We start from the raw sequence: 25,270 nt of genomic DNA on the forward strand, positions 1-25,270 counted from the left end.
CTTAAACGTTTCGATGCCGCAAGTCTGACGCCGCTTGCAGGCGATTGGTAGCATCGTGGAGCGAACAACGTTTATTCGCGCGACGTATAAAAGAGGGATTCATGGCATCCACGCGGCCCGATCACATCACCGCTTCCAGCAGCGACCGCGTGGAGCTGCTGCAGACCTTCGTCCACATCGTGCAGGCTGGCAGCCTTTCCGCGGCGGCCGTGCAGCTGGGCTCGACCCAGCCGACGGTGAGCCGCCGGCTGCAGGCCCTGGAACTCTGGCTCGGCGTGAAACTGCTGCAGCGGTCGACCCACGCGATGAAGCTCACCGAGGACGGGGAGCGGTGTTTCGAGCGGGCCAAGGCGATGCTGGCCGACTGGCACGCGTTCGACGCCGAAATGCGCGGCGTCGACAACGAACCCGAAGGGACTTTGCGCGTGGTCGTGCCGCACGCCTTCGGACAGGCGCTGCTGGTGCGTCCGCTGGCCGAATACCTGCGCCGCTACCCGCGGGTGTCCGTCGAATGGCTGCTCCACGACAGGCAGCCCGACTTCGTTGCCGAGGGCGTCGATTGCGCCATCCATGTCGGGGAGGTGACCGATCCGATGGTTGTGGCGCGCAAGCTCTCCGAAGTGCCGCGCATCGCAGTGGCGGCCCCGAGCGTGCTGGCCGGGCGGCCCACCCCCACGCATGCCGGCATGCTGGCGGACTGGCCCTGGCTGGCGCTGCGCACCTTCTACCGCAACGAGCTGATGCTGGTGCACACGTCCACCGGCGAGCGGCAGCAGCTGGCGATCGCCCCGCGCATGATCACCGACAGCCTGTTCGCGCTGCGCAGCGCGGCGCTCAACGGCCTGGGCGTGTGCGTCGGGTCCAGCTGGCTCTTCAAGGACGACCTGGCGCGCGGCGAGCTCGTCGAGGTGGTGCCCGACTGGCAGGCACCGCCGCTGCCCGTGTTTCTCACATACCCGCCCGCACGCTTCTATCCCGCCAAGCTGCGCCAGTTCCTCGAGCTCGTTCGCCAGTCGGTGCCCGTGGCGCTGGACACCGCCACACCCGTCACTCCCATCACCCCCGCCACGGGCGGAACATGAGGCCCGTGCCTAGAATTCGGCCTTCCCGCTGGACCGCCCCAAGACCACCCCCATGCATCTGATCGAACTTCGGATGCTCCGCCAATTCGTCAGCGTGGCCGAGCACGAAAGCATCTCCCGTGCGGCCGAGGCCCTGCACATTTCGGCGTCGCCCCTGAGCCGCACCATCCTGCAGCTCGAGGCGCGCGTGGGCTTCGCGCTGTTCGAACGGGTGGGCCGCTCGCTGCGCCTGAACAACGCCGGTCGCGAGCTGCTGGCGAATGCACGCGAGCTGCTGCGAAGCAACGAGACCCTGATGCGCGACCTGCAGCGCAGGGCCGACGGCATCGGCGGCACGGTGGTGATCGGCCACATGGCCGGCGCGCTCTACAACGGCATCATCCCCGGCACGGCGCGGCAGGTGCAGCTCGCCCATCCCTCGATCGCCTTCCAGTTCGAGGGCGCGGAGGAGCTTCAGCAGCTCGAGGCCCTGCGCCGCGGCCGGCTCGACTTCGCCGTGCAGACGCAGGAGGTGACCGATCCCTCGCTGGCGTCGCGCCTGTACAGCACCGAGAACTACGTGCTGCTCATGCCCAAGCGGCACCCGCTCGTCGCGGTGGCCGATATCCCCTTGCAGATGCTCGTCGACGCGCAGTGGGTGGTGACGCCCGAACGCAGCGGGCCCTCGCTGCGCGCGAAATTCATGACGGCCTGCCGCCGGCTGGGATTCGAGCCGCGCGTGGCTTGCGTGGCGGGCGACATCGTCTCGGCGCTCGCGCTGGTGGCCAACGAGTTCGGGCTGTGCGCGGCGCAGGAAAGCCTGGTGCAGTTCGCTGGCGAAATGATCGTCGCGCGGCCGCTGCCGCTGCTGGAGATGCAGACCGAGTACCGGATCGTCTGGCGGCCGGAGGCCGTGTCGCCCGCGGCGCAGCGCTTTCTCGATGCGCTGCCGCACGTGCCGCACCCTGCGCGCGTGCGCCGCGCGGCGGCGCCGAAGCACAGCGTGGCGCGGCCGGTGCGCGGGCGCGGCGAGGGCGCGCGAGGCCGTGCCTCCAAGCGCTGAGCGCGCGGTGCGCGGCCGCACGGCCTGCAGTCGCGCTCAGGACCGTTGCGCCTTCAGCACCACCGGCACGCCGGCAATGAAGGCATCGACACGCATGTCGATGAGACGCTCGAGATTCCTGGGCGTGGGCAATTCGTAGATCCACTTGCGCACGCCGATGTAGAAGACGCTCGAATGCATGGCCCAGACGAGCTCGACCTCCTCGTCTTCTTCCTGGGCGTTGCGCGGTTCGGGAATGCCGTGGCTGTGACGCAGCTCGCGGGCAATCACCACGAAGTGCCGCTCGCGCAGGCGCGCGAGGTACTTCTGGTTGATGCCGCCGCGGCTGAGGCCCGCATAGATGAAGATGCGCACCCATTCCCCGCGCAGCACGAAGCGCGCGTAGTCCTTCAGGTAGCGCTTGAGCCGCTCGGGCAGCGGCACCGAGCGGTCCGCCAGCCATTCTTCCCATTCCGGGTTCCAGCGCCGCACGAACACGTCCTCGTAGACGCGGTCGACCAGCGCCTCCTTGGTGGGAAAGTAGCGGTAGAGCAGGGGCTGCGTGATGCCGAGCTCGCCGGCCAGTTCGCGGGTGCTGGCATCGAAGCCCTTGCGCGCGAAGAACGCGGTCGCCGCCTGCACGATCTGGTGTTCGCGGTCCTCTGGCGCGAGGCGCCTTCGCGCCGGCGGCGCCGCGCTGTCTTGGACCCCGGGGGGCTTGCTGGTGGCCATGTGGGTCGGGATGTCCCTGGTTTATTGATCGATTGACAAATTAGCTCGCCCGCTTCAAAGTGATCGGACGATAAACAAAGGCGCCTGACGCGTCAAGGCGAGCGCCACGCGACGGAAATGATCCCATGAACCAGAGGACCTTGATCCGCAACGCCGACGTCATCACCATGGAAGATGCGTGCGGCGAGATCCGGGGATGCGACATCCTGATCGACAACGGCACCATCGTGCGGGTCGCGCCGGACATCGCGTCCAGCCATGGGCCGAGCTGCGAGGGCGCGGCGGTGGTGGAAGCGAGCGGCATGATCGCGCTGCCGGGCCTCATCGATGCGCACAACTGCATGTGGCAGACGGTGCTTCGCGGCTATGTGCCCGACCTGTGGACGGGCAACTACTTCACCCGGCTGTTGCCGCTGCGGCGTTACTTTCAGCCGGTCGACAACTTCAATTCAGGCTGTGTCGGCGGCCACGAGATGCTTTCCTATGGCACGACGACGGTGGTCGACTACTGCCACAACATCCGCGCGCCCGGCTATGCCGACGCCGCGATCGAGGGGCTGCGCGAATCCGGCATCCGGCACGTCTTCACCTACTCGTTCATGAGCGAATTGCCCGACGCCTTCGACAGCGAGGCCGCGCGCTTCGCGGATGCGCGGCGGGTGTTCGAGCGCTTCGACGATCCGGGCAGCCGCACCACGGTGAACTTCGGCATCGAATCGATCGGGACGGCGAACGTGGCCGGCCAGCTCGCGTTCGCTCGCGCGCTGGGTGCGGCGAGCTGCATTCACCTGAACGCCTGGGGCGACGTCGCGGCGCTGGACAACCAGGGCCTGCTGGGGCCCGATCTTCTGGGCATCCACGGCAACCTGCTCACCGACGAGGAGCTGCGGCGCATGGCGCGCAGCGCGATGCCGCTGTGCTTCACGCCTTCGGCGGACGTGCAGGGCACGCCCGCCGACGTGGTGCGACGCGCCGCCGAGCACGGTGTGCCGGTGGTGTTCGGCTGCGACGTCCCATGCCACGTGGCCTCGGACCCCATGATGCAGCTGCGCGTGATGTACGCCGTGCAGGGTTTCATCGACGGCCTGACGGCGCGTGCCCGCGAGGAAGTCACCGGCCGCCGGCCTGCGGTGCGTCCCGGCATGCCCCTGCTGCGGCCCGCCGACCTGATCCGCCGCGCGACCATCGGCTGTGCGCAGGTCCTGGGCATGGCCGACCGGATCGGCTCGCTCAAGGCAGGCAAGCGCGCGGACATCGTGCTCGTTCGAAAGGGCCTGTTCGGCGATTCGATTGCGGACGATCTGTGCGCCCACCTCCTGCTGCAGACCAGCGCGCGGGAGATCGACACGGTGTTCGTGGACGGACAGGCGCTGCTGTCCGGCGGGCGGCTGCTGAACCATGACGCGGGCCGCACCGCGCAGAGGGTCTCGCAGTCGAGGGCGGCCATCTTCGCTGCTGCCCGCAACGGCGGTTGAAGCGTCGCGCGGGGCTCGAGCCGCGCGAGGCCCGCGTCCTACTGGCGCATGCCCGCGAACTCGACGATGCGCCGATACTGGCCCGCGTCCTTCGTCATGATCTGCGCAAGGTTCTCGTCGCCGCGGCCGACCACGACGCCGATCAGCTCCAGGCGCTGGCGCACGGCCGGTTCGCGCAGGGTGTCCTTCAAGGCGGCCTGGAGCTTGGCGACGATGTCCGGCGGTGTCTTGCGCGGCGCCATCAGTGCATACCAGGCCACCAGGTCGTAGCCCTTGAGCGCGGGATGTTCGCCCAGCGCGGGCACGGCGGGCAGCAGGGCGATGCGCTGCGCGCTGGTCACCGCGACCGGCACGATGCGACCGCTGTCGATGAAGGGCTTGGCGGCCCCAGGCCCGAGGAATGCGAACTCGATCGAGCCGCCGGCCAGGTCGCTGCCGATGTTGCTCGCGCCGCGATAGGGAATGTGCGTGATCGACAGCCCTGCCTGCTTCTTCACGAGCTCACCCGAGAAGTGCAGCATCGAGCCGATGCCCGAGGTCCCGTAGCTGTACTTGCCCGGGTTCGCCTTCACGGCCGAGACGAACTGCTCGAGCGTCTTCACGCCGCTTGGCGTGGATGCGACCAGCACCAGCGGAATGGCACCCACGTAGCCCACGGGCACCAGGTCTTTCGAGGCGTCGTATTTCTGGGCCGGATTGAGCAGCTGCGTGGCGACGAATTCGCTGCTGGAGCCGAAGACCAGCGTGTGGCCGTCGGGCGCGGCGTTGACGACACGCTGCACGCCGATGGCCCCGGCGGCACCGCCCAGGTTCTCGACCACGACGGGGGCGGCCAGCTGCCTGGCGAGGCCGTCGGCCACGGCGCGCCCCACGGCGTCGACGCTGCCGCCCGCCGGGTAGCCGATGACGATCGAGACGGGACGGCTCGGGTAGGCCACCTGGGCCTGTGCGAGGCCCGCCGCGAACAGCGCCGCCGCCAGCGCCAGCACGCCGCGGGCGCGAAGCAGCGCCTTCATGGGGCCTCCAGTTGCACGGCGGCGCGCCGGATTTCCTTGACGCCTTCGTCCGTGTCCACGCCGACGGCGTAGAAGCCCGCGGGGCCGCCGTTGTAGCGGATCTCGAAGGGAAAGCCGCGCGGCGAGGCCACATCGCCCAGCCATGCGGCCAGCGCCGTCTCGGACTCGCCGATCTCGATCCACGCGATGCCGCGCCCGTGGGTGGTACCCGATCCCGGAACGACCGGCAGGCTCGCCGCATGCGTGCCCGCGTCGGGCTTGAAATACAGGTTGGGCTTGCCCGACGGCCATGCCGTGAGCGCGCTGGGTGTCTGCAGCGCGAAGCCGCGCGTCCCGTTCATCATCTGGCGCCCGGCGTCCTTGCCGGTCGTGCGCTCGTCCACCGTGGTGCGATGGTGCGCGGCGAACGCGTCGAGTTCTTCGCGGGTGTCCGCGCGAAGGCACCAGCCGATGAAGCGTTCGCCCGCCTGCGTCTGGCGCGCCATGAAGGCCGTGAAGGGAACGCCGTCTCGCAGCTTTCGCTGGTCCACGATGCTTTCAAGCTCGATGTACACGTCCGGCGCCAAGGGCACCACGCGATGGCCGACGCCGTAGAGCGGAAAAAAGCCTCCGTCGTAGTTGCCCAGGCCCGTCTCCTGGCTGAGTCTGAAGGTGGATTCGTAGACGTTGGGCGTAGCGAGGCAAAGATGGTCGAAATGGATCAATTCGAGGTCCTTCCAGAATGGTGGCGATCGTTGGATGCGGATGCTTGCGCCGGAGAGCTCCGGTACGCGTTCGACCGAATCTTCGGCGTCTTCACCATGTCTAGAAAGGACAATATTTATCAGTATTCATGACATCGCAGGTCATGCATGCCGCGCCGCGGCAGCTGCCAGGACCTGGGGCAGCGCCCGCGACGGGATGCCCCTGCGGCCACCTCGCGCCGCGTTCAGCCCTGCGCGAACGCCAGCAGATCGCTGTTGACGTCGTCCTTGCGCGTGGTGCACATGCCGTGCGGCGCGCCTTGGTAGACCTTCAGCACCGCACCCTTCACCAGATTCGCCGACAGCAGCGCCGAGTCGGCGATGGGCACGATCTGGTCGTCGTCGCCGTGGAGGATGAGGGTGGGCACATCGAACTTCTTCAGGTCCTCGCTGAGGTCGGTTTCCGAGAACGCTTTCACGCAGAAATACGAGGCCGGCATGCCTGCGGCCATGCCCTGCTGCCAGAACGATTCGCGCACCCCTTCGGACACCTTCGCGCCCGCGCGGTTGAAGCCGTAGAAGGGCATGCTCAGGTCCTTCCAGAACTGCGAGCGGTCGGCCAGCACGGCGGTGCGGATCTGGTCGAAGGCCGCCAGCGGTGTGCCGCCCGGGTTGGCGGGCGTCTTGACCATCAGCGGCGGCACGGCGCCGATGAGCACGGCCTTGGCCACGCGCGCGGTGCCGTGGCGGCCGATGTAGCGCGCGACCTCGCCACCGCCAGTCGAGTGGCCGACGTGAATGGCGTCCCTGAGGTCGAGCTTCTTCACCAGTTCGGCCAGGTCGTCGGCGTACGTGTCCATGTCGTTGCCCTGCCAGGGCTGGCTGGAACGGCCGTGGCCGCGGCGGTCGTGCGCGATGCAGCGAAAGCCTTGCGAGGCCAGCGCGAACATCTGGTCCTCGAAGGCGTCGGAAGACAAGGGCCAGCCGTGGCTGAACACGACGGGCTGGCCACTGCCCCAGTCCTTGTAGTAGATCTCGGTGCCGTCGGCGGTGGTGATGCTGCTCATGAAGAACTCCTGTGGGTGAATGGAGCCCTCACTGTCGACGCCGCGTGTTGCGCGGGCATTGCAGCGGGCGGTGTGCCTGTTTCAGCCGTAATGCGCCCTGCAAGCTCTCAGTCCATCGCGCGCCGTCAGCGTGCGTCCAGCGCGTGCGCAAGGCTTTCCGCGAGCTCCTGCAACCCCAGCGGCTTGCGCAGCAGCGCGACCACGCCGGCGTCGCGCGCACGCTGCTCGAGCGCCGCACCGACATTGCCGCTGGCCAGGATCACCGGCAGGCCGGGGCGCAGGGCGAGCACCCTGGCGGCGAGCTCGCTGCCTGCCATGCTGGGGAGCATCTCGTCGGTGAGCACCGCATCGAAGCGCTGCGGGTCGGCCAGGAAGGCCTCCAGCGCGCGTTCGCTCGAATCGAAGCCGACCGGCTCGTAGCCCAGCTCGGCCAGCAGTTCCTCGGCCAGCTCGACCAGCGGCCGCTCGTCGTCCACCACCATCACGACCTGCCCGTTGCCGCGCGGCCAGGCCGGGTCGGGGCGCGCGGGCGGCGCCTCGGACTCGCCGCACACGGGCAGCCACACCGTCGCGCGCGTGCCGTGGCCGGGCTCGGACTCGATGTCGATGGCGCCGCCCAGGTCGGTGACGATGCCGTGCACCATCGACAGCCCCAGGCCCGTGCCTTCGCCCAGCTTCTTGGTGGTGAAGAAGGGATCGAAGGCGCGCTGCAGCACCTCGGGCGGCATGCCCGCGCCGGTGTCGGCGACCACCAGCCGCACATAGGTGCCGGGAGCCAGTTCGCCATGCAGCATCGGCTGCGCCACGCTGGAGGCGGTGCGATCCAGCCCGACCGCGATGCTGCCGGCGTCGCCCAGCGCCTGGGCGGCGTTGGTGCACAGATTCATCACCACCTGGTGCAGTTGCGTGCCGTCGCCCAGCACGGCGGCCGTGCCGGCCTCCAGCCGCGTGTCGATGCGGATGGCCTCGGGCAATGTCGGGCGCAGCATCGCCAGGGCCTCTTCCACCACGGCCTGGATGTTCACCGGCAGGCGCTCGGCCACGCCGCTGCGGCTGAACTCGAGAATGCGGCGCACCAGCACGCGCGCGCGCGCGCCGGCCTGCATCACGCGGTCGATGTAGCGGCGCATGTCGCTGCCGGGCTCGGCATGCTGCTGGGCCATCTCGCCGAAACCGAGGATCGCGCCCAGGATGTTGTTGAAGTCGTGGGCGATGCCGCCGGCCAGCGTGCCCAGCGACTCCAGCCGCTGGGCCTTCTGCAGCCGCGCCTGCAGGGCCGCCTTCTCGGCCTCGCCGGCTTCCAGGCGCCGCAGCTGGCGCAACAGCCCGGCGATCGTGAGCACCACCAGCGTCGCGAGCAGCAGCGTGCGCACGATGGCGCTTCGCATCTCGTCGTGCCAGGGGCGCAGCGCATGGTGTTCGTCGCGCGTGATGGTCAGGGTCAGCGGCCGCTTGCCCAGGCCCACGGCGGCGACCAGCTTGGCCCTGCCGTCGACGGGGCTCACCGAGCGGTCGATCAGCGGGGCGCCCCGCAGCGCCGTGAGTTCCGGAAAGCGCTGGCCGCTGGGCATGCCGGGCTCCTCCGGCTGGCGCACCACCAGCGTGCCGTCGTCCAGCGTGAGCAGCAGCGCGCTGCCTTCCCCCAGCGCCAGGGCCGAATAGGCGGCCTGCAGTTCCTGCAAGGTGACGATGGCGGTGACGACCCCGTCGAAGCCGCCCCCCGGCGCCGTGAGCCGGCGTGACACCACCAGTGCGGGGCGCCCGTCGGTGCGCGTGACGACCGGCTCGTTGATGAACAGGCCGTCCGCGGAGCCCTGGCGCTGATGCTGGAAGTACGGCCGGTCCGAGACGTCGGCCAGCGGTTCGCCCGTGACGCGCGAGCGGTGCCGCTGCCGGCCCTGGGCGTCGACCACCGTCAGCACGCTGACCTGCGACACGCCCACCACGCGCGAGGCGAGCGCCTCCGCGACGGCTTCGGGCGCCAGCGCACGGCCGGTGGTCTCCCACCACTCTCCGGTGTCGCGCAGCAGCAGGTCGACGGCCTGGAGGTTGCGGGCGCCCTGCTCGGCCAGGGCCTTGGCGAGGTTGCCGAGCTCGCGTTCGGTCGCGAAGGTGATCTGCTGGTGCAGGCGCCAGCCGTCATAGACCGCCGAGCCGGCGAATGCCGCCACCAGCACCACGCCCGCCGCGATGATCCGCTGTCGCAGCCGCTCGCTCGACGTCATGCGGCGATGGCGGCCGCGACGGCGCCCAGCAGCTCTTCCCGGGAGCAGGGCTTGGCGAGCAGTCGGCTGACCCCCAGCGCCCGGGTGACCTCCGAGGTGTCGCCCAGGCTGCGCGCCACCTGCGCGGAGATGCCGACGACCGCCGAGCGCGGATACGCGGCGTGCACCGCCTGCACGGCGCGCAAGGCGTCGCCGCTGCGCGAGCGCGGATGCGGCAGGTCGAGCACGACGAGGTCGACCGTGGGGTCGGCCGCGGCGTCGAGCGCGGCGCCATGCCGCGGCAGCGAGCGGACCCGGTGTCCCTCGCTGCCCAGCCATTCGGAGATCAGCACGCGCATCGCGCCATCTTCCTCGAAAACCATGATGTTCGACATGAAATCAGTCCCTGTTCGTGCCGGCGCTCCAGCGCCCCAGGAACGTATTGGCGCCGACGCAGGTGCCGGGGCGATGTCAGATCGGCGGCGCTTCATTTCATTTGTAATGTGCCGGTAGGCGCCCGTAGGACCAATTGAATTACGCTTCGGGCGCCATGAACACTGCTGCACCCCACATCCTCGTGGTCGACGACGACCCGGCACTGCGCGAGCTGATGTCCGCGTACCTGACGGAGAACGAATTCCAGGTGACGGCCGTGGCCAGCGGCGCCGAGATGACCGCGGTGCTGCAGGAGACGGTCATCGACCTGGTGCTGCTCGACCTGCGCCTGGGCGGGGAGGATGGCATGCAGCTGGCGCGCGGCCTGCGCGACACCAGCGAGCTGCCGGTGATCATCGTCACCGGCAAGCAGGACGAGGCCGACCGTGTCATGGGCCTGGAGATCGCCGCCGACGACTACGTCACCAAGCCCTTCAGCAACCGGGAAATGCTCGCGCGCATCCGCGCCGTGCTGCGCCGCTATCAGGCGCGCACCGAGGCGGCGCCGGCCGGGCGCAGCACCAAGCGCCGGGCCTACCGCTTCGCGGGCTGGGAGCTGAACCTGCTGGCGCGCCGGCTGACCTCGCCCGAGGGGCAGCGCGTGGAACTGAGCAACGGCGAGTTCAACCTGCTGCTGGCGCTGTGCGAGCAGCCCCAGCGCGTGCTTTCGCGCGACCAGCTGCTGGAGCTGTCGCGCCTGCATGGCGCCGAGGTGTACGACCGCTCCATCGACGTGCAGATCCTGCGGCTGCGCCGCAAGATCGAGATCGATGCCTCGGCGCCGAAGATGATCCGCACCGAGCGCGGGGCAGGCTACGTGTTCGAGCCGCAGGTGCAGGTGCTGCACTGAGGCGGCGCGCACCGGGCCCTTGCGTCCCGGTGCCATCGTCCGTTCAGCCCTGGCGGCCGCTCTCGAACAGGAACCATGCACGGCGCTCGGTCTCGTCGATCCAGACCTCCAGCAGGCTGGCCGTGGCCACGTCGCCGTAACCGTCGCACATGCCGTGCGTGGCGCGCATGAAGTCGACCAGGCGCAGGTTGTCCTCGCGCAGCTCGGCCAGCATGTCGGCCGGGGTGACGAACGGCGCATCGTTGTCCGACAGGCGCTGGTGGCGCGTGATGTCGCCGATCGAGCGCAGCGTGGTGCCTCCCAGCTTGCGGGCGCGCTCGGCGATGGGGTCGGTCATGGCGAAGATCTGGTCCGACTGCTCGTCCAGCATCAGGTGGTAGTCGCGAAAGTGCGGGCCCGACATGTGCCAGTGGAAGTTCTTGGTCTTCAGGTACAGCGCGAAGCTGTCCGCCAGCAGGGCGGCAAGGCCGCCGCCGATGTCGCGCCGGGCCTCGGCGCCAAGCGCGGTCGGCGTGTGCAAGGGCGCCTGGCGGCGGGCGATGGTGGATTCAGGTGTCATGGACATGGAAGTGCCTGCAGGTTGTATCGGTCGCATCGGAGAGGGTGGATGGACCGCCGGCTGATGCTTGGCCGGTGGCCCATGGATGCACTTTGCGACGGGCCGGTTGCCGGGTCATTTCATTTCAGGCGGCCATGTTGCAGATGCAATTCCGTCCTGCCGTGCACGTGGCGAATCTCGCGCCGCGCTACAGATGAAACATGTCGCCGCCTTCATGAAACCGCGCTGCAAGCGGCAACCCGCACGATGGCACATGGTCTCCACCGACTTCCCGCGCGCACGCTTCGCATCGTGTGCAGCAACTGAACACTTCAATCCGCCCAAGGACAACGTCATGACCCGCTCCACCGACGCAGGCATCCGCCAGTACGAACACCCCGCCGGAGGCTGGGACGCGCTGGGCGCGGTTGCCAAGGCCATCCACGGCCAGATGAGCGCCGTCTCGGGCACGCGCATCATGCTGCGCAACAACCAGCCCGACGGCTTCGACTGCCCCGGCTGCGCGTGGCCCGACCCGAAGCACACCTCGGCCTTCGAGTTCTGCGAGAACGGCGCCAAGGCCGTGACCTGGGAAGCCACGCGCAAGCGCGCCACGCCCGAGGTGTTCCAGCGCCACACCGTGAGCGAGCTGCTGGGCTGGCGCGACCACGACATCGAGGACCTGGGCCGCCTCACGCACCCGATGGCCTACGACGCGGCCACAGACCGCTACGTGCAGATCGGATGGGACGAGGCCTGCGCGCGCATCGCGAAGGTGCTGAACGCGCTTCCCTCGCCCGACATGGCGGAGTTCTACACCTCGGGCCGCGCGTCGAATGAAGCGGCGTTCCTCTACCAGCTGTTCGCGCGCGCCTACGGCACCAACAATTTTCCCGACTGCTCGAACATGTGCCACGAAGCCACCAGCGTGGGCCTGCCGCAGTCGATCGGCATCGGCAAGGGCACGGTGTCGCTGGAAGACTTCGACCATGCCGACCTGATCATCTCCATGGGGCACAACCCCGGCACGAACCATCCGCGCATGATGACCACGCTGCATGCGGCCGCACGGCGCGGCGCACCGATCGTGGTGTTCAACCCGCTGCGCGAGCGCGCGCTGGAACGCTTCGCGGCGCCGCAGGACCCGCTGGAGATGGCCACCTTCAGCGCGACCGACATCGCCAGCGACTACCTGCAGGTGAAGGTCGGGGGGGACGCCGCCGCGCTCAAGGGCGTCATGAAGGCCGTGCTGGCCCTCGATGACGACGACCTGGCCGCCGGCGGCGCGGGCCTGCTCGACCGCGATTTCATCGCCGCGCACACCCAGGGCTTCGACGCGCTGGCCGATGACCTGCGCGCCACCGAATGGGCCGATGTGGAGCGCGCCTCGGGCCTGAGCCGCGCGTCGCTCGAGCATGTGGCAAGGCTCTACTGCAAAGCCAAGGCCACCATCATCGCCTTCGGCATGGGCATCACCCAGCATCGGCTGGGCACCGACAACGTGCAGCAGATCTCGAACCTGCTGATGCTGCGCGGCAACTACGGGCGCCCCGGCGCGGGCATCTGCCCGGTGCGCGGACACTCCAATGTGCAGGGCAACCGCACGGTGGGCATCGACGAGAAGGCGCCGCTGGCGCTGCGCCAGGGCATCGAGCGGGTCTACGGCTTCACGCCGCCCGCGCGGCCCGGGCACGACGCCGCCGAAGCCGTCGAAGCCATCGAAGCGGGCCGCTCGAGATTCCTCATGTGCCTGGGCGGCAACCTGGCCGTGGCCATGCCCGACCCGCAGCGCACCTTTGCGGCCATGCGCGGCCTGGAAATGGTCGTGCACATCGCGACCAAGCCCAACCGATCGCACCTGCTCACCGCCAGGCAAAGCCTGCTGCTGCCCTGCCTCGGGCGCACCGAACTCGACCTGCAGGCGGGCGGCGCGCAATCGATCACCGTGGAAGATTCCATGTCGATGGTGCACGCCTCCACCGGGCGCCTGCCGCCGCCGTCGGACCAGGTGCGTTCGGAGCCGGCCATCGTCGCGGGCATCGCCAAGGCGGTGCTGGGCGACCGGCACGGCATCGACTGGGATGCCCTGGTGGCCGACTACGGCCGCATCCGCGACGGCATTGAGGGTGTCTTGGCTGGGTTCGCCGACTACAACCTGCGCATCCGGCAGCCGGGCGGCTTCCGGCTGCCGATCGGACCTGCGCAGCGCATCTGGCACACCCCCTCGGGCAAGGCGCAGTTCATGGTCATGCCGGGCATCCAGGAGGACCCGCGCGCGGCAGGCGCGGCGGTGCTGACCCTGGCCACGCTCAGGAGCCATGACCAGTACAACACCACCATCTACGGCTTCGACGATCGCTACCGCGGCATCTTCGGGCGCCGGGACGTGGTGTTCCTGAACCCCGACGACCTGGCCGCGCAAGGCCTGGCGCCGGGCGACCGCGTGGACCTGAAAGCCGTGCCCTTCGAAGGCGAGGCGGCCTCGCCCGGCGCCGTGCTCAGGAACCTCACCGCGGTGGCCTACGACATTCCCAGGGGATCGGCCGGAGCCTACTACCCCGAGGCCAACGTGCTGATCGCGCTGTCGCACCGTGATCCGCGCAGCGGCACGCCGTCGTACAAGTCGGTGCCGGTTCGTGTGCGGCGCGCGCGTTGACGCCGCAGGCGGTCGGCGGCACGGCGCACAGTGCGGCTTGATCCATCGCAAAGCGGGTCCGGACGGCAGCGGCTACAACGTCAAGGCAGACCTTCATATCCTCGACAAAGGCGTTCTCATGTTCGATCACATCGGTATCCGCGCGAGCGACCGCGAGGCCAGCGAAGCCTTCTTCCTGCGCGCGCTGGCCCCGCTGGGCGTGAGCGTTGCGATGAAGGGGCCCCACGGGGTGGGCCTGGGAAAGAACGGCAAGCCCTCGCTCTGGATCTACGAGAGCGACGAGCGCCCGGTGGCGCTGCATCTTGCGTTCACGGCGCAGGACCGCGGCCAGGTCGATGCGTTCCATCGTGCGGCGATCGAGGCAGGCGGCAGGGACAACGGGCCGCCGGGGCTGCGCGCGCACTACCACCCTCACTACTACGCGGCCTTCGTCGTCGCGCCCGATGGCCACAACGTGGAGGCGGTGTGCCATCTGCCCGGGGGTTGAACGCCCGAGGGCATTGACGCACCGTGATGTCCGTCGGACGCCCGTGAAGGCCGCACTCTTCTAGGCGAAGCCGTGCACCAGTCGCTCGAACACGTCCTCCGCGCCCATCTGGCCGCCCTTGAGCATGATCTCCAGCCCGTCGAGCGCGGCGTCGTCGCTGTGCACGCGGCACAGCGAGGTGCCGGCGCCCATGTCGGCGACATAGGACAGGCCCCACGCGTCGAGCGCCTGAACGCCGTGGCTGGAGGTGTCGCCGCCGGCCACGCCGATGCGTCTGAGCGGCACGCTCGCCAGCACCTTGGCCAACATGTCGCCGCCCGCGCGTGCCAGCGCCTGGGCGTCCAGGCCGCCGCCCGATGGCTTTGCGCCGGGCGCGCGCGTGCAGGCCAGCACGTGGCGCCCGCGCGCGAGGCTGCCGATGACCAGTTCGGCCTGCTCGGCCACGGCGGCTTCGCCGCGTTGCGCCAGCTTCTGTGCGTCGAGCCACACGATGTCGAACGATTTCGCGGCCGCCACCTGCCGCGCGGTGACGGGCGAGAGGCTGCCCGCGAGCACCAGCACCGGGCCCTGGGCGGGTGGAACGCCGTCACGCGCCATCGGTGGACTGCCGCCGTCCCGGTGTGACGCGCCCATCGCCATCGACAGCGCATCCACCACGCTGCTCGGCCCCGCGGCCAGCAGCGTGGCGGCTTGCGCCCTGGTCCACAGCACCTGGCCGATGGCGCGCAACTGCATCGCATCGGCCACGTCGAAGAGCACCGCGTCCGCTGGCGGCGAGTGCAGTGCCTGGCGCAAGGCGGCATCCAGCGCATCGCTGCCGCGCGACGCCGCGGTGAACGGCATGGAACGCACATCCGCGAGCCCCTGCTTCGCCAGATGCAGCCGCAGATCCGGCTCGTCCATCGGCGTCACCGGATGGCAGCTCATCGTCGGATGCCGGTCGATGCGGTGCACCTGCGCGCCGCTTCCCGCGGCTGCGAACAGGTTGGCGAACAGGCAGTAGCGCCCCAGGTTCGGCTGCCCGCCGATGATGGCGGTCCATGGCTGCTCCACCGCCGCGCGCAACGCGCGCACGGCTGCGCCGATCGAGCCGATGTGCGGCGCGCTGTCGAAGGTGGAGCAGGTCTTGTAGTGCAGCACGCGCGCGTCCAGTGAGCGGAACAGGGCGGCCACCGGGCGAAGCTCGGTGCGCATTTCCTCGGGCGTCATGGCGCGCGCCGCGCCCGCGATGCCCAGCACGTCGAGCGGCCCCGCGCGATCGAGGCGCGCGGCGTCGGGCACTTGGAGGAACAGCAGCGCGCGCAGCCCCGCGCGCGCCGCGGTGCCGAGCGTGTCAGTCGCGCCGGTGAAATCGTCGCCGTAGTAGACGATCGACGGACGCGGCCTCATGGCTTGCCGAAGAAGGCGAGGGCGCGGGCGAGCTCGGGCTGGTCCTTGGCGGCGTCCGCCAGCGGCACGCCCGCGCGCGCGGCCGACCATGCCTGGCGGATGCTCGTCACGCCGGCCGCCGCGCCGTCGGGGTGCGCGAGGATGCCGCCGCCGGCCATGAACAGAAGGTCGTCGCTGCCGATGGCCTTCCACGTCGCCGGCACGGTGCCGGCCCATTGGCCAGAGGAAAAGGCCGGCATCACGCGATCGTCCGCCGCATCGGTCAGGGGGGTGAAGCAGTCCTGCGCCGACGCGATGACTTCGCCGTCCGGCTGCGAGAACTTGCCCTGCAGCCCGTGCACGTGCATGTGGTCCACCCCCGCCAGGCGCCACAGCGTCTGGTATGCCTGGAAAGAGATGCCCAGCAGCGGATGCCGCGACAGTGCGCCGTAGCCGTTGCGATGCCCATGCAGCGCGAGCCCCGTGTGCCGCCGCAGCGTCTGGATGCCCGAGTGCCCGCACCAGTTCAGGCTGGCCATCACGCACGAGCCGCCTTCGCGTTCGACGAGGTCGGCATGCCGCTTCATCGCGTCGGTCTCGTCGGTGATGTTGAACGCCACCATCACATGCTTGCCGGTGCGCGCCTGATGCGCGCGCACGACGGCCATCACGGCCGGCACGCGCTCGGCCAGCGGCGCATGCGCGGGATCGGCGCACACCTCGTCGTCCTTGATGAAGTCGACGCCCGCGGCGCACAGACGGCCGACGAGCTCGGCCGTCTGCGCCGCGGACAGGCCGACGTTCGGCTTGATGATGGTGCCGACCAGCGCGCCGCTGGCCACGCCGGTCGCGCGCCGCGTGCCGGCGATGCCGGCGCGCGGCATCTCGAAGCGCGCGCGGTAGGCCGCGGGCACCTGCAGCGATTCGAGCCGCAGCCCCGTCACCTCGCCCAGGTCATACAGGTTGCCTGACACCGTCGCGGCCAGGGTCGGCAGGTTGGCGCCGATGTTGGCCACCGGAAACGAAATGTCGACGTGCGCGCGCCGCCACGGGCCCCGCGCGCCTTGGCGCTCGAGCAGGGCGTTCGGCAGGCTCGGCGCCCCGGCCGGCGCCAGCTCGGTGATCGCCTCCACCGTGGCGCGCGCGCGCTCGCGCAGCGCGTCGGTCTCGCCTTCGACGCGCGTGAAGGTGCCGCACGATTGCTCGCCGGCCATCACCTGCGCGACGGCCGCCACGTCATGCGGCGTCTCGACCAGGTAGCGCGCGCGAACGCGCTCGGGTGCCATCGCGCTCACAGCTTGCTCAGGTCGGGAAAGGGCCGCACCGGCTCGCTGCCGTCCCAGCCCTGCGACGCGTTGCGGATCAGCTCGAACATCTTGCCCTTGGGGCCCGCGACTTCCGACAGCTCGATGACGGTGCCCGGGTGGTATTCGGTGTCGAAGTAGATGAAGCGTCCGCGCTCGCCCACTTCCCCGCTCATCACTGGCTTGAAACCCTGCGCCGTGAGGCGCGCGAGGTCGGCGTCGTAGTCGGCGGTCCAGTAGGCCACGTGCTGCAGTCCCGTGCGGCCGGCCCGCAGGAAGTCGCGGTACATCGATGGCACGTCGTTGCGCGTCTGGATGAGCTCCACCTGCACGTAGCCCGAGTTGGCGAGCGCCACCGAGTTGTGCGGCTCGTGCGCCTCGCCGTTGTAGCGGTAGTTCCTGATGGGCACGCGGGGGTTGTAGAACCAGGGGCCCACGCCCAGCTTCGTGCTCCAGTAGTCCATGGCGGCTTCGATGTCGTGCACGACATAGCCCAGTTGGCGGATCTCGCCGAGGAATCGACTCATTGCGTTTGGCTCCGTGGATGTGAGTGTGTTGTTGTGGTGTGCATCAGAATTTCAGGAAGCCGGTCGAAAACCACGGGACCACGGCCACGATCGCCAGGCCGACCAGCATCGCGCCGATGTAGCCCCAGATGTAGCGTATGCCTTCGTCGGGGTTGACCTTGCTCACAGCGCACGCGCCGTAGTAGCCCACGCCGAAGGGCGGCGCGAACAGGCCGATGCCCATGGAGAAGATGACGACCATGGCGTAGTGCACCTCGTGCACGCCAGCCGCCTTGGCGATGGGAAACAGCAGCGGCCCGAACAGCACGATGGCCGGAATGCCCTCGAGCACGCTGCCCAGCACGATGAAGGCGACGATCGACACGGCCAGAAAGCCGTAGGCCCCGCCGGGCAGCGTGCCCATGACCCGCGCCAGGTCTTGCGAGAAACCCGACTGCGTGAGGCCCCAGGCCATGGCCGTGGCGCAGCCGACGATGAAGATGATCGCGCCCGAGAGCGAGGCCGTGTCGACGAGCATCGGCTTGAGCCGCTTCCAGTCGAACTGGCGGTACACCACCAGGCCCACGATGGCCGCGTAGACGATGCCGATGGTCGACACTTCGGTGGCCGTGGCCACGCCCTCGACCACGGCGGCGCGGATCACGAAGGGCAGCAGCACGGCCGGCAGCGCCACCAGCAGCAGCTTGCCGATCTCGCGCTTGCTGTAGCGCTGCACGCCGCTGAGGTCTTCGCGGCGGTAGCGCCACCACACCACCGCGCACAGCGCGGCGCCCAGCACCACGGCCGGCAGCAGGCCGCCCGTGAACAGCGCCGCGATCGAGATGCCGGTGACCGAGCCGATGGTGATCAGCACGATCGACGGCGGAATGGTCTCGGTCTGCGCGCCGGTGGCCGACAGCAGCGCCACCAGGTCGCCGGGCTTGGCGCCGCGCTTGGTCATCTCGGGGAAGAGCACGGGCGCGATGGCCGCCATGTCGGCGATCTTGGAGCCCGAGATGCCCGACACCAGGTACATCGCGCCGATCAGCACGTACGAGAGGCCGCCGCGCACATGGCCCAGCAGGCTGGCGAGGAACTGGATCATGGCGCGCGCCATGCCGGTCATCTCGATGAGCGCGCCCAGGAAGATGAACAGCGGCACCGCCAGCAGGATCAGGTGCGACATGCCCTCGTCGAGGCGGCCCACCATCACCAGCAGCGGCGTGCGCGTGGTGAGCGCCAGGTAGCCGAAGGTCGCCAGCGCGAACGAGAACGCGATGGGCACGCCGGAGAGCACCGTGGCCGCCACGATGACCACGAAGAAGATCACCAGGTTGAACTTGCCGAGGCCGGCGAACACCGGTGCGGCAAGCCAGAAGGCGCCCACCAGCGCGGCCGTGCCGACGAGCGCGAGCGCGATCTGCCGGCCGGTGCACACGCGCAGCAGGCGCAGCAGTGCCATCACCAGCATGATGCCGATGCCCGCCGGAATGGCCGCGGCGCGCCACGCGTTGCTGACCTCCAGCGCCGGCGTGACGATGAACGACTCTTCGTGGGCGTAGTCGATCGACGGCCAGATGATCAGGACGAGGAACGCGACCGAGGCGGCGATCGCGAAGGCATCAAGGATGGCGCGCGTCTGCGGGCGCACCTTCTGCACCAGCGCGGTCATGCGCATGTGCTCGCCGCGGCGCAGCGCCACCACGGCGCCGAGCATGGACAGCCACAGGAAGAGGATGGACGCGAGCTCGTCGGACCACACCAGCGGCGCGTGGAACAGGTAGCGCGACACCACGCCGGCGAACAGCACGCAGATCTCGGCGAGCACCAGCAGCGCGGCCACGGCCTCGACCGCCGCGCCGAACACGCGGTCGATGCGCGACGCCATGCCGCTCAGCGGGTTGGCCGAGGCGCCGGCAAAGGCGGCCGCCTCGAAGGTCGATTCATGCGCCATGGGTGGTCAGGCCAGCTTGCCGACCGCGCCCTCGAGCAGCGCCCAGGCCTCGGGGCCGAAGCGGCCTTTCCATTCGCCGTAGAAGCCCGACTCGCGCAGCTTCGCGCGAAAGCTCTCGGCGGCGGGACGGTTGATGCTCAGGCCCTTGGCCTGCAGGTCGCCGACCACCGATTCGTTGAGCTTGCGGATGTCGTCGCGCTGCTGCATGCCGGCATCGTTGATGGCGCGGGCGACGATGGTCTTCAGGTCGTCGGGCAGTGCTTCCCAGGCGCGGCCGTTGGCGATGAACCAGTAGCCGTCCCAGATGTGGTTGGTGAGGGAGCAGAACTTCTGTACCTCGAACAGCTTGGCGACCTGGATGATGGGCAGCGGGTTCTCCTGCGCATCGACGATCTTCGTCTGCAGCGCCGAGTAGACCTCGCTGAACTGCAGGCTGGCCGGCGCGGCGCCCAGGCCCTTGAACATCGAGATCGACAGCGGGCTCACTGGCACGCGGATCTTCAGGCCGTCCATGTCCTTGGCGGTGGCTACCGCGGCCTTGCTGCTGGTGGTCTGGCGAAAGCCGTTGTCCCACATTTTCTCGAAAGCATAGAGGCGCGACTTGGCGATGGCGCCGCGCACATGTGCGCCGAGCTTGCCGTCCATCGCGGCCCACACCTGGGCGTAATCGTTGAAGGCAAAGCCCACGGCATTGATGGCCGCCACCGGCACCAGCGTGGCGATGACCAGCGCCGAGGGCGTGAAGAACTCGATGCCGCCCGAGCGCACCTGCGCCAGCATGTCGGTGTCGCCGCCGAGCTGGTTGTTGGGGAAGATCTTGATCTCGACGCGGCCCTTGGTCTCCTTGGCGATGCGCTCGGCCGCCTCCTGCGCGCGGATGTTCAGCGGGTGCGTCAGCGGCAGGTTGTTGCCGTACTTGTACGAGAACTCGGCGGCGCGTGCGATGCGCGGCAGCGCCGTGACGATGCCAGCAGCGGGGAGGGCGGAAAGGGTGCGCAGGGCGCGCCTGCGGGTCAGCGAGGTCATGATTTTGTCTCCGTGATCGTCCAGTTCTTGCGGACTGCGGTTGATGCAATCTGATGCATCATTGAATTCAGGCCAGAGGGAAGATAAAAGGATGCATGATCCCGGTCAAACTTGGCTCTGATGGTTTTTGATGTATGAGGGATAACCCTTCAACGCTTCCCGACTCGTCTGCTTCACCTCTGGAAGCGCGCCGCGCCCGCGTGGTGGACATCGCTCGCGCGGCGCAGGTGTCGACCGCCACCGTCGACCGCGTGCTCAACCGGCGCCCGGGCGTGCGCGATGCGACGGTGCAGCGCGTGCTCAAGGCTGCGGGCGAGCTCGACTACCTGCCCGGGCCGGCGCTGTATGCGGCGCTGACGCCGCCGCCGCTGCGGCTGGTGTTCCTGCTGCCGGCGGGCACCAACCGGTTCATCCGCATGCTGGGCGACATGGTGGGCTACGCGCAGGAGCACTGGGCGCCGTTCAACGTGCAGTGCCGCACGGTGTTCATCGAGAGCTTCAATCCGCATGAGCTGGCGAACGCGCTGCACCGGCACGGCCAGCGCTGCGACGGCATCGCGATGATGGCGCTCGAGCATCCGGCGGTGCGCGAGGCGGTGGCTGCGCTCGCCGCACGCGGGCTGCCGGTGGTGACGCTGATCTCGGACCTGTCGAACTCGGAGCGCGCCGCGTTCGTGGGGCTCGACAACCGGGCCGCGGGGCGCACGGCGGGCTACCTCATCGGCCGGTTCATCGGCACGCGCGCGGCCCAGGTCGCGCTCATCGCAGGCAGCCTGAGCTACAAGGCGCACGAGGAACGCGAGGCGGGCTTCCTGCATGTCATCGAAGAGATGTTTCCGCGGCTCGAAGTGGTGGGCCTGCGCGAAGGGCAGGACGACGCGGACAAGAACTACCGCCAGACGCGCGCGCTGCTGGAGCAGCACCCGGACATGGGCGGCATCTACAACATCGGCGGAGCGTCCGACGGTGTGGCGCGCGCCCTGAAGGAAGCGGGGCGCGAGCAGAAGGTGGTCTTCATCGGCCACGGCCTGACGCCCGACACGCGCGCCTTGCTGATCGACGGCAGCATGGATGCGGTGATCACGCAGAGCCCGCACACCACGCTGATGAGCTGCGTGCGCATCTTCACCAACCTGCGCGACAAGCGCGAGGCGCTCAGCGGCGTGGAAACGACGCGCAGCCAGGTGATTTTTCGGGAGAACCTTCCTTAGCCGGTGCACCTAGTGCAGGCTCACCCATTGCGGCGTTCTCGTGAGCGCACGAAAGACTGGCGCCGCTTCCGAGGGTTGGATACCGTTCAGGCCCATGTCCGCCAGAGGGCCGAGGACTTCTCGAACCTGCTCGTCCCACACCAGCAGCGCCATCGACCACCGCGGGAACGCGCGCGCCGCGATGAACCGGTACTCCAGCACGGTCAGGTTCGCATGCCGCGGGTCCTCTGCGATGTTGGCCATCACGCATTCGATGGCGGCCTCGTCGCCTTCGAGGTATTGCATGTAGTTGCACTGGAAGTGGCACAGTGCGCCGGTGACGCCTACTTCCCGGTTGTTGCGGCGCGAGGCGCGCAGGATGCTTTCGACGTCGCCCGCCGATGGTCCCCTGGACATGCTGCGATAGATCAGTCGGGCCAGCAAGACGATGTCTCCTTGGCGTCCAAAGGCGCATGGTAGGACATTCCCCTTTCATTTGGAACAGCACGGAAATTCCACCCAATGGCGATCGCCGCCTTCACCCACCCAGGCTCAGCGGCACGGCGCCTTGCTGGTAACCACGCAACCCGCCCAGGTCGAGCACGGTCAGTCCGCGCTTTTCGAGGCGGATGAGTCCAAGCGCCTGAAAGCGCCGCAGTGCCACGTTCACGCGCTGCCTTGATACGTTTGCCAGCAGCCCGATCTCGACCTGCCCGACTTCCAGGAAGCGCGGCGCGTCCGGATACAGATCAGGGTTGAACAGGCTCGCCAGGCAGTTCGCGACGCGCGCGTCGGTGTCGAGCAGCCGCTCGTGCGCGAGCGCGCCGATGAACAGGCTCAGCCGCGCGTTCAACAGCTCCTGCAGGTAATGGTTGAACGGCACGCTGGTGCCGCGCAGCCATTCGAAGGTGCGGCGCGGCATCAGCGCGATCCGCGTCGGCCGCAGCGCGAACACGTCGTAGCGGCGCGCCTCGTGCTTGAAGAGCGATCCCTCGCCGAACCACACACCGGCCGAGACGCCGGTGAGCGTCGATATCCGCCCCTCCTGCGAGGCCACCGACATCTTGGCGAAACCATCGACGAGCCCCATCCAGTGCTCGACCTGTTGCCCCGCCCGCGCAATGCAGGCGCCGCGCGCGAACTGCCTCTCCTGCATGCTGCCCAGCACGTGCTCCACATCCGCGGGCGCGAGACCTGCCGCCCACCGCGAGCGCCGCACCATGTCTTCCAGCTGAGGCGCGGCCGGGGCCCGGACGGAATCAGGGATTACCTCTAGCGATTGGCGCCTCATGTGTCGTCGCGACGACCGCAGCGTGGAACGTCCATCCTTAATCTTCCAGAACACACAACAGAAGGAGACTTCCATGCTCGCTACACCTCGCCGTCCGCGCAAGCGGGTTTTTCCGTGGCTCCGGATCCGGCCGCAGGCCGCCGCAGCCGGGCTCGCGATGGCCGGCGCACTGCTCGCCGCGGGTTGCGGCGGAGGGTCGGACGGTTCGGGGTTCTCGTTCATTCCGGGCGCCAGTCCCCCGCCCGTCGTGCAGACGCCGGCCGCGTTCCAGATCAGGACGCTCTCTTCCGCGCCCGACATGATCAGCGGAGGCGACACGCTGATCGAAATCACCGCGCCCGTGGGCGTTGCACTCGACAAGGTGCGCGTGAGCCTCAACGGCAAGGACGTGACCGCCCAGGTGCCCGTCGTCAACAGCACCGCCCGCGTGCTGCGCGGACTTGTCACCGGCCTCACCACCGACAAGGCCAGCACCACCGGCAGCGTCAACACGCTGGTGGTGAGCAATGCCGATGTTGCGGCGCAGCGCACCGAGACCCGGCTGGTCAACTATCCGATCACCGGCCCGATCCTGTCGGGCCCGCACATTTCGCCCTACGAATGCCGCACGGTGCAAAACGGCCTGGGTGCCGCGCTCGATGCCGACTGCTCGGCCGCGACGCAGGTGGTCTGGTACTACCGCACCAACACCAACGTCTTCAAGCCGCTCGCAGACCCCAAGGGAACGCGCCCGGCCGATCTTGCTACGACCACCACGAACGACGGCACCACGGTGCCCTACATCGTGCGCGTGGAGTCGGGCACCATCAACCGCGGCGTGTACCGGCTCGCGGTGCTCGACAACCCGACCAAGGATTCGCCCGCCGCATGGAAGCCCGGCCCGGGCTGGAACAGGAAGCTCGTGGCCTACTTCGACTGCTGCGGTTCGGCGCAGTACAACCAGGGCGTGCACCCGATCGAGTCGATCCTCGGCGACGTGGGCCACATCCAGCTCTCGCGCGGCTTCGCCTTCATGAACTCGACCGAACTCTGGAACAACCAGCACGCCAATCCGCACCTGCAGGGCGAGACGCTGATGATGCTGAAGGAGCACGTGATCGAGGAATTCGGCGAAGTGCCGAAGTGGACGGCCGGCTTCGGCGGCTCGGGCGGTGCGATCCAGCAGTACCTGATCGCGCAGCTCTATCCGGGGCTCCTGGACGGCATCCAACCGATCGTCTCCTTCCCCGAGACGCTGATGCCCGAGGTGATGGAGTGCCGCCTGCTGAACAACGTCTACAAGCTCGACACCGCCACCTGGACGACGGCCAAGCAGAATGCGGTGAACGGCTTCAACACCAACACCTGCACCGCGTGGGACCTGTCGTTCGCGAGCATCATCAAGTCGGACAACGCGGCGGGCTGCGGGCTCATCGAGCCGGCCAACGTGGCGAACGTCTTCAACCGCGCGACCAACCCGGGCGGCATCCGCTGCGACCTGTTCCAGACCAACGTGAATCTGCTGGGCAAGCGGCCCGGCACGCAGGAGGCGCGCCGGCCGCTGGACAACATCGGCGTGCAGTACGGCCTGGGGGCGCTCAATGCCGGCACGATCTCGGTGAAGGAGTTCCTCGACCTGAACGAGAAGGTGGGCGGCTACGACGGCGACGGCAACCCGCAGCCCGCGCGCTCCGAAGCCGATCCGGATGCGCTCAGGCTCAGCTACGCCGGCGGCTTCAAGAACGGCTTCAGGGGCGCGGGCCTTGCGAACATCCCGATCATCACGCAGCGCGGCAACGCCGATGCCGTGGGCGACATCCACGACACGACGCAGGACCTGATCATCAGAGCCCGGCTGCAACGCGCCAACGGCCGCAGCGACAACCAGATCATCTGGACGCTCGGCTCCACCTCAGGCTACGACTACATGAGCGGCTCGATCGATCTCCTGAACAAATGGCTGGACAACATGGCGGCCGACCCGTCGCCCGCTTCGATCGACAAGGTGGTGCGCAACAAGCCCGCCGGCGCCAACGATGCCTGCTGGGACAAGACCGGCAAGCGCATCGACGAGCCCGCGTCGCTCGATGCGGCGGCCAGTTGCAACGTCGTGTACCCGCGCTTCACCACGCCGCGCATCCAGGCCGGCTCGCCGCTGGTGAACGACGTGCTCAAGTGCCAGCTCAAGCCGGTCAACCCCGCCGACTACTCAGTGACGATTGCCGGGGCCGATCTCGCGCGGCTGCAGACAATCTTCCCGAGCGGCGTGTGCGACTGGAGCAAGCCTGGCGTGAGCCAGGAGGCGCTGCGCGGCACCTACCTGCGGTTGCCGCTGAACTGACGGCCTGCACCGGGGCATGAGGATGCCTCGGCTTTCAGGTCGAGGCATCGCTTGTCCGCTCGATG

General features: G+C 69.0%; 22 protein-coding genes. 8 read left to right on the forward strand and 14 right to left on the reverse strand.

All coding sequences use genetic code 11. From position 1 onward, the window contains the following. The first annotated feature begins 101 nt into the window (after positions 1–101). Entirely contained in the window at positions 102–1,082 is a 981-nt protein-coding gene (locus WIX39_RS27670; protein ID WP_409196443.1) for a LysR family transcriptional regulator, read from the forward strand. A 73-nt stretch (positions 1,083–1,155) separates the two neighbouring features. Then, positions 1,156–2,124 (forward strand): LysR family transcriptional regulator, encoded by a 969-nt coding sequence (locus WIX39_RS27675; protein WP_285412499.1) that lies wholly within the window; start codon positions 1,156–1,158, stop codon positions 2,122–2,124. Between the two features lie 36 nt (positions 2,125–2,160). On the opposite strand, the gene WIX39_RS27680 is transcribed toward WIX39_RS27675, so the two are convergent. Continuing rightward, positions 2,161–2,835, reverse strand: a complete 675-nt coding sequence (locus WIX39_RS27680) for a TetR/AcrR family transcriptional regulator (protein WP_106937850.1) — start codon at positions 2,833–2,835, stop codon at positions 2,161–2,163. A gap of 125 nt (positions 2,836–2,960) precedes the next feature. On the opposite strand from WIX39_RS27680, the gene WIX39_RS27685 reads away from it, so the two are divergent. Continuing rightward, positions 2,961–4,310 (forward strand): amidohydrolase family protein, encoded by a 1,350-nt coding sequence (locus WIX39_RS27685; RefSeq protein ID WP_409196444.1) that lies wholly within the window; start codon positions 2,961–2,963, stop codon positions 4,308–4,310. Between the two features lie 38 nt (positions 4,311–4,348). Here WIX39_RS27685 and WIX39_RS27690 read toward each other — a convergent pair whose 3' ends face one another. From WIX39_RS27690 to WIX39_RS27710, 5 genes are all read right to left on the reverse strand, one after another. After that, positions 4,349–5,326 (reverse strand): Bug family tripartite tricarboxylate transporter substrate binding protein, encoded by a 978-nt coding sequence (locus WIX39_RS27690; protein ID WP_409196445.1) that lies wholly within the window; start codon positions 5,324–5,326, stop codon positions 4,349–4,351. After that, a complete protein-coding gene (locus WIX39_RS27695; protein WP_409196446.1) occupies positions 5,323–6,030 on the reverse strand; it encodes a VOC family protein in 708 nt (235 codons plus the stop codon). The genes WIX39_RS27690 and WIX39_RS27695 overlap by 4 nt, the downstream gene beginning before the upstream one ends. A 224-nt stretch (positions 6,031–6,254) precedes the next feature. After that, complete coding sequence (locus tag WIX39_RS27700) at positions 6,255–7,076, reverse strand: alpha/beta fold hydrolase (RefSeq protein WP_081270344.1); 822 nt, start codon at positions 7,074–7,076, stop codon at positions 6,255–6,257. Between the two features lie 125 nt (positions 7,077–7,201). Continuing rightward, positions 7,202–9,301 (reverse strand): ATP-binding protein, encoded by a 2,100-nt coding sequence (locus WIX39_RS27705; protein ID WP_409196447.1) that lies wholly within the window; start codon positions 9,299–9,301, stop codon positions 7,202–7,204. Further along, positions 9,298–9,675, reverse strand: a complete 378-nt coding sequence (locus WIX39_RS27710) for a response regulator (RefSeq protein ID WP_409196448.1) — start codon at positions 9,673–9,675, stop codon at positions 9,298–9,300. The genes WIX39_RS27705 and WIX39_RS27710 overlap by 4 nt, the downstream gene beginning before the upstream one ends. Before the next feature lie 155 nt (positions 9,676–9,830). On the opposite strand from WIX39_RS27710, the gene WIX39_RS27715 reads away from it, so the two are divergent. Continuing rightward, positions 9,831–10,565: a response regulator gene (locus tag WIX39_RS27715; protein WP_081270341.1), complete on the forward strand. Its 735-nt coding sequence runs from the start codon at positions 9,831–9,833 to the stop codon at positions 10,563–10,565. A gap of 43 nt (positions 10,566–10,608) precedes the next feature. Here the strand turns inward: WIX39_RS27715 and WIX39_RS27720 are convergent, their stop codons facing one another. Beyond that, on the reverse strand, positions 10,609–11,130 hold the full coding sequence (locus WIX39_RS27720) for a Dps family protein (RefSeq protein ID WP_081270340.1): 522 nt from the start codon (positions 11,128–11,130) through the stop codon (positions 10,609–10,611). Between the two features lie 328 nt (positions 11,131–11,458). Here WIX39_RS27720 and WIX39_RS27725 point away from each other — a divergent pair, with 328 nt between their 5' ends. Together WIX39_RS27725 and WIX39_RS27730 are read left to right on the forward strand one after the other, a co-directional pair. Beyond that, on the forward strand, positions 11,459–13,759 hold the full coding sequence (locus WIX39_RS27725; RefSeq protein WP_409196449.1) for an FdhF/YdeP family oxidoreductase: 2,301 nt from the start codon (positions 11,459–11,461) through the stop codon (positions 13,757–13,759). A 118-nt stretch (positions 13,760–13,877) separates the two neighbouring features. Continuing rightward, a complete protein-coding gene (locus WIX39_RS27730; RefSeq protein ID WP_409196450.1) occupies positions 13,878–14,246 on the forward strand; it encodes a VOC family protein in 369 nt (122 codons plus the stop codon). Between the two features lie 60 nt (positions 14,247–14,306). On the opposite strand, the gene WIX39_RS27735 is transcribed toward WIX39_RS27730, so the two are convergent. The 5 genes from WIX39_RS27735 to WIX39_RS27755 are packed head-to-tail and all read right to left on the reverse strand — an operon-like array spanning position 14,307 to position 20,404. Beyond that, on the reverse strand, positions 14,307–15,635 hold the full coding sequence (locus WIX39_RS27735) for a four-carbon acid sugar kinase family protein (protein ID WP_409196451.1): 1,329 nt from the start codon (positions 15,633–15,635) through the stop codon (positions 14,307–14,309). After that, positions 15,632–16,900, reverse strand: coding sequence for a ribulose-bisphosphate carboxylase large subunit family protein (locus tag WIX39_RS27740; protein WP_409196872.1), 1,269 nt, complete (start codon positions 16,898–16,900; stop codon positions 15,632–15,634). Before WIX39_RS27740 ends, WIX39_RS27735 begins: the two co-directional genes overlap by 4 nt. Before the next feature lie 5 nt (positions 16,901–16,905). Beyond that, the gene (locus WIX39_RS27745; protein WP_285414748.1) at positions 16,906–17,445 is read right to left on the reverse strand and encodes a VOC family protein; all 540 of its coding nucleotides are present in this window, start codon (positions 17,443–17,445) and stop codon (positions 16,906–16,908) included. A 43-nt stretch (positions 17,446–17,488) separates the two neighbouring features. After that, positions 17,489–19,378, reverse strand: a complete 1,890-nt coding sequence (locus WIX39_RS27750; protein ID WP_409196452.1) for a TRAP transporter large permease subunit — start codon at positions 19,376–19,378, stop codon at positions 17,489–17,491. A gap of 6 nt (positions 19,379–19,384) precedes the next feature. After that, positions 19,385–20,404, reverse strand: coding sequence for a TRAP transporter substrate-binding protein (locus WIX39_RS27755; protein ID WP_285414750.1), 1,020 nt, complete (start codon positions 20,402–20,404; stop codon positions 19,385–19,387). Between the two features lie 134 nt (positions 20,405–20,538). Here WIX39_RS27755 and WIX39_RS27760 point away from each other — a divergent pair, with 134 nt between their 5' ends. Next, positions 20,539–21,615, forward strand: a complete 1,077-nt coding sequence (locus WIX39_RS27760) for a LacI family DNA-binding transcriptional regulator (RefSeq protein ID WP_409196453.1) — start codon at positions 20,539–20,541, stop codon at positions 21,613–21,615. 9 nt (positions 21,616–21,624) lie between these two features. Here WIX39_RS27760 and WIX39_RS27765 read toward each other — a convergent pair whose 3' ends face one another. Then, positions 21,625–22,038 carry a BLUF domain-containing protein gene (locus tag WIX39_RS27765; RefSeq protein WP_409196454.1) on the reverse strand — a complete coding sequence of 138 codons (414 nt, stop codon included), beginning with the start codon at positions 22,036–22,038 and terminating at the stop codon, positions 21,625–21,627. Between the two features lie 94 nt (positions 22,039–22,132). Then, positions 22,133–22,960, reverse strand: a complete 828-nt coding sequence (locus WIX39_RS27770) for a Crp/Fnr family transcriptional regulator (protein ID WP_409196455.1) — start codon at positions 22,958–22,960, stop codon at positions 22,133–22,135. Between WIX39_RS27770 and WIX39_RS27775 the strand changes: the two genes are divergently transcribed. Further along, positions 22,959–25,205, forward strand: coding sequence for a DUF6351 family protein (locus WIX39_RS27775; RefSeq protein ID WP_409196456.1), 2,247 nt, complete (start codon positions 22,959–22,961; stop codon positions 25,203–25,205). The two genes, WIX39_RS27770 and WIX39_RS27775, sit on opposite strands and share 2 nt — an antisense overlap. The last annotated feature ends 65 nt before the right edge of the window (positions 25,206–25,270 follow it).

This window comes from Variovorax sp. AB1(2024), assembly GCF_037482385.2.
Classification (GTDB): Bacteria; Pseudomonadota; Gammaproteobacteria; order Burkholderiales; family Burkholderiaceae_C; genus Variovorax.

Coding starts and splice junctions, on each gene's coding strand:
- WIX39_RS27670 (WP_409196443.1), top strand. CDS start 102: ATGGCATCCACGCGGCCCGATCACATCACCGCTTCCAGCAGCGACCGC.
- WIX39_RS27675 (WP_285412499.1), top strand. CDS start 1,156: ATGCTCCGCCAATTCGTCAGCGTGGCCGAGCACGAAAGCATCTCCCGT.
- WIX39_RS27680 (WP_106937850.1), bottom strand. CDS start 2,835: ATGGCCACCAGCAAGCCCCCCGGGGTCCAAGACAGCGCGGCGCCGCCG.
- WIX39_RS27685 (WP_409196444.1), top strand. CDS start 2,961: ATGAACCAGAGGACCTTGATCCGCAACGCCGACGTCATCACCATGGAA.
- WIX39_RS27690 (WP_409196445.1), bottom strand. CDS start 5,326: ATGAAGGCGCTGCTTCGCGCCCGCGGCGTGCTGGCGCTGGCGGCGGCG.
- WIX39_RS27700 (WP_081270344.1), bottom strand. CDS start 7,076: ATGAGCAGCATCACCACCGCCGACGGCACCGAGATCTACTACAAGGAC.
- WIX39_RS27705 (WP_409196447.1), bottom strand. CDS start 9,301: ATGACGTCGAGCGAGCGGCTGCGACAGCGGATCATCGCGGCGGGCGTG.
- WIX39_RS27710 (WP_409196448.1), bottom strand. CDS start 9,675: ATGTCGAACATCATGGTTTTCGAGGAAGATGGCGCGATGCGCGTGCTG.
- WIX39_RS27715 (WP_081270341.1), top strand. CDS start 9,831: ATGAACACTGCTGCACCCCACATCCTCGTGGTCGACGACGACCCGGCA.
- WIX39_RS27720 (WP_081270340.1), bottom strand. CDS start 11,130: ATGTCCATGACACCTGAATCCACCATCGCCCGCCGCCAGGCGCCCTTG.
- WIX39_RS27725 (WP_409196449.1), top strand. CDS start 11,459: ATGACCCGCTCCACCGACGCAGGCATCCGCCAGTACGAACACCCCGCC.
- WIX39_RS27730 (WP_409196450.1), top strand. CDS start 13,878: ATGTTCGATCACATCGGTATCCGCGCGAGCGACCGCGAGGCCAGCGAA.
- WIX39_RS27735 (WP_409196451.1), bottom strand. CDS start 15,635: ATGAGGCCGCGTCCGTCGATCGTCTACTACGGCGACGATTTCACCGGC.
- WIX39_RS27740 (WP_409196872.1), bottom strand. CDS start 16,900: ATGGCACCCGAGCGCGTTCGCGCGCGCTACCTGGTCGAGACGCCGCAT.
- WIX39_RS27745 (WP_285414748.1), bottom strand. CDS start 17,445: ATGAGTCGATTCCTCGGCGAGATCCGCCAACTGGGCTATGTCGTGCAC.
- WIX39_RS27750 (WP_409196452.1), bottom strand. CDS start 19,378: ATGGCGCATGAATCGACCTTCGAGGCGGCCGCCTTTGCCGGCGCCTCG.
- WIX39_RS27755 (WP_285414750.1), bottom strand. CDS start 20,404: ATGACCTCGCTGACCCGCAGGCGCGCCCTGCGCACCCTTTCCGCCCTC.
- WIX39_RS27760 (WP_409196453.1), top strand. CDS start 20,539: ATGAGGGATAACCCTTCAACGCTTCCCGACTCGTCTGCTTCACCTCTG.
- WIX39_RS27775 (WP_409196456.1), top strand. CDS start 22,959: ATGCTCGCTACACCTCGCCGTCCGCGCAAGCGGGTTTTTCCGTGGCTC.
- WIX39_RS27770 (WP_409196455.1), bottom strand. CDS start 22,960: ATGGAAGTCTCCTTCTGTTGTGTGTTCTGGAAGATTAAGGATGGACGT.